The following is a 3,051-nucleotide window of genomic DNA, read 5'->3' as shown; positions in this document are numbered from 1 at the left end:
TGCAGCCCCAGTTCACGGGCCCGCTCCAGCAGCTGCTGAAGATCGTGGGTGGGCAGCTGCTCCCAGTTCGCGTCGTGCGCCAGGGCCAGCTGGTCGGGCAGCTGCCGTTTGCCGAGCACCAGCCGGTAGGGCTGGCGTTCGTGCAGTCCCCCGGCGGCGGTGCGCGCGCTTAGCCGGGGGTCGTCGCTGAGCACCGTGCCGGTGCCCACCACGATCGCATCCACCCGGGCCCGCAGCTGGTGGGCGTGCACCCGGGAGGCGTCGGAGGTGATCCACTGGCTGCTGCCGTCCGGTGCGTTGATCCGCCCGTCCAGGGATTGGGCGGTCTTCACGGTGATGAACGGGCGGTCTTGCGCCTTGGCGCGGAACCAGCGGTGGTTCAGTTCCCAGCTGGCCCGGTCCGCGGCCTGGCTGACCGTCACCCCGTGGGCGCGCAGGTACTCGGCCCCGCCGCTGGCGGCGGTGTCATCGCTCATCGCGTAGTGCACGTGTCCGATCCCGGCGGCGGCGATCGCCTGCGAGCACGGACCGGTGCGTCCGGTGTGGTTGCAGGGCTCCAGCGTGACAACCATGGTCAGCTTCGCCGCGGCCTGGGCATCCAGCCGTCCCAGTCGGCGCAGCGCGTCGACTTCGGCGTGCGGGTGCCCGGCCCCCTGGTGGAACCCGGTGGCGATGACCCGGGCCTGCTCATCCAGGATGCACGCGCCCACCAACGGGTTCGCCCCGCGGGTGCCGCGCGCGGCGGTCTCCAGGGCGGTGCGCAGCGCCTGCTTCAGGTCCTGGCCGGTGATCATTCGGTACCGGCCTGGATGCGCGGGTCGGGCAGCTGGGTTTCCACGCTGGGCTTTTCATGGGACTTGGCGCGCATCCACACGAAGAAGCCGACAACGGTGAACGCCCCGTAGAACAAGTACATGAAGGCGGTGGCGTAGTAGCCGGCGGAGAACAGCAGCGGCACCCCGACCGCGTCCACGGCCACCCAGATCAGCCAGAATTCGACCCAGCCCTTGGCCATCCCCCAGGTCGCCAGCAAGGATCCGACGAACGTCCAGGCGTCGGCCCAGACCGGTTCGTAGGAGCCCAGCACCCGGAACAGCGGGGTCAGGGCGATGGTGCCGATGACCAGCACGGCGGCCAGGCCCAGGCGTTCGCCCAGGCTCGCCCAGCGCGGGGTGACAGCCTGGCCGCCCTCGTGCTTGGCCTTCTTCCAGCGCACCCACCCGTAGATGGCCACGGTGATGAACATGATCTGGCGTCCGGCCTGCCCCAGCAGGTTCGCCGTGCTGTCATGGCCGAACAGGCTGCCCAGGAATACCGTGAGCAGCAGCAGGTTGCCGATGATGCCCACCGGCCAGGCCCAGATCTTGCGGCGCATGCCGCCAAAGGCGCTGGCCAGCCCGAAGACGTTGCCGACGACCTCGCGCACCAGCAGCGCGGAGGAGCCGATCGTGATGTAGGAATTAAAAGCTTCTGTGAGCCACCGCAGGAAATCCATCTCTACCCTTCTCGAAGCGGCGGCTCCGGGGGTACCTCATTTGACGGCCTGCAATCGAATCACCCTGCCGCGGCTTAACGCCGCCGGCCGGATGGACTCCAGCTAATCAAATTCGTGCTTCTCCCATCCAGACTTTAACTGTCGGTACCGGAATTTCACCGGTTCAGCCAAGCCGGAGCCCCTGCTGGGGTTCCTGCTCGGGTCGCGGACTATCACCGCCGGTTCGGACTTTCACCGACCCCGGAGCACGTAATTGTTGTTACTACGCTCGATTATGGCACATTTAATGCCCACCGAGGGCAAGATTTCGTAACACATCGATTTCGACGGCCGGTTCGGGGGCGGAATACACCGCGGAGCCGGCCACGAACACGTCCGCGCCGGCCTCGGCGGCCCTAAGGATCGTGTCCCGTGAGATGCCGCCGTCGACCTGCAGGGCGATCGGCTTGCCGCTGCCGTCGATCGCGGCCCGGGCACGGCGGATCTTGGGCAGCACCAGGTCCAGGAACTTTTGTCCGCCGAACCCCGGCTCGACGGTCATCAGCAGCAGCATGTCCAGCTCGCCGAGCATGTCCAGGTACGGTTCGACCGGGGTGGCCGGGCGCAACGCCATGGAGGCCTTCGTGCCGGCCGCGCGCAGCTCGCGGGCCAGGCGCACCGGGGCGGTGGAGGCCTCCACGTGGAAGGTCACCGAGTCCACGCCCAATTGCGCGTATTCCGGGGCCCAGCGGTCCGCGTCGGCGATCATCAGGTGGATGTCCAGCGGCAGCGTGGTGCTGTTGGCGATGGCCTGCACCACCGGCTTGCCGATGGTCAGGTTCGGCACGAAGTGGTTGTCCATCACGTCCACGTGCACCGCGTCGGCGGTGTGGATGCGTTCCAGCTCGCTGGCCAGGTTCGCGAAGTCCGCGGACAGGATCGAGGGGTTGATGCGCACCGTGTCTCTCCTAGGTGGTGGGGCCCGCCGCGGTGGCCGCGGCCGGCGGTGTTGGCGGGTGGGCGGTCCGGTCCCGGGGCTTGGGCGGCCCGGCCGGTCAGGCGGTCTTGGTCAGCAGCGCCAGGAACATCGCGTCGCTGCCGTGGCGGTGCGGCCACAGCTGCACCGTGGAGCCCTCCCCCAGCGGGTGGCCGCTGGCGGCGGCGCCCGGCAGCAGGACCTGCTCCACCGCGGCGGCGGTGTCCAGCAGGCGTGCGTTCCGAGTGGATTTGAGGAAGTCCTCGATCACCAGCCGGGTCTCGGCCTGGTGCGGCGAGCAGGTGACGTAGCCGATCACCCCGCCCACGCGCACCGCGTTGAACGCGGCCCGCAGCAGCTGGCCCTGCAGTTCGGTCAGCTCCGGGATGTCGCGGGGGGATTTGCGCCAGCGGGCCTCGGGGCGGCGGCGCAGCGCGCCGAGCCCGGAGCAGGGGGCGTCGAGCATGATCCGGTCGTAGTCCCCGGTGTACTGCTGCTGGGCGTAGTCCCGCCCGTCCTGGTTGGTGACCATCCAGTAGTCCTCGGGCACCCCGGCCAGGGACTTCCCCACCAGCCGGGCACGGTGTTCGGCCAGTTCGTT

The 3,051-nt window shown here is 69.2% G+C and carries 3 protein-coding genes, 1 pseudogene and 1 riboswitch; all 4 genes and pseudogenes read right to left on the bottom strand.

Annotated elements, in window-relative coordinates; all coding sequences use genetic code 11:
- Positions 1-794: bifunctional diaminohydroxyphosphoribosylaminopyrimidine deaminase/5-amino-6-(5-phosphoribosylamino)uracil reductase RibD (gene ribD, locus RCJ92_RS15490; RefSeq protein WP_446755070.1), on the bottom strand; the 794-nt coding region annotated here is incomplete at its 3' end.
- The gene (gene pnuC / locus RCJ92_RS15485; protein ID WP_343832802.1) at positions 791-1,495 is read right to left on the bottom strand and encodes a nicotinamide riboside transporter PnuC; all 705 of its coding nucleotides are present in this window, start codon (positions 1,493-1,495) and stop codon (positions 791-793) included. The genes pnuC and ribD, both read right to left, overlap by 4 nt.
- A gap of 111 nt (positions 1,496-1,606) precedes the next feature.
- Positions 1,607-1,747, bottom strand: a riboswitch (FMN riboswitch).
- 31 nt (positions 1,748-1,778) lie between these two features.
- Positions 1,779-2,432, bottom strand: a complete 654-nt coding sequence (gene rpe / locus RCJ92_RS15480) for a ribulose-phosphate 3-epimerase (RefSeq protein WP_138926398.1) — start codon at positions 2,430-2,432, stop codon at positions 1,779-1,781.
- 97 nt (positions 2,433-2,529) lie between these two features.
- Positions 2,530-3,051 (bottom strand): annotated as a pseudogene (locus RCJ92_RS15475) (rRNA small subunit methyltransferase B); the annotation flags it as partial.

It is taken from the genome of Glutamicibacter sp. BSL13, assembly GCF_052928425.1.
This window is presented reverse-complemented; position numbering and strand designations above follow the sequence as displayed.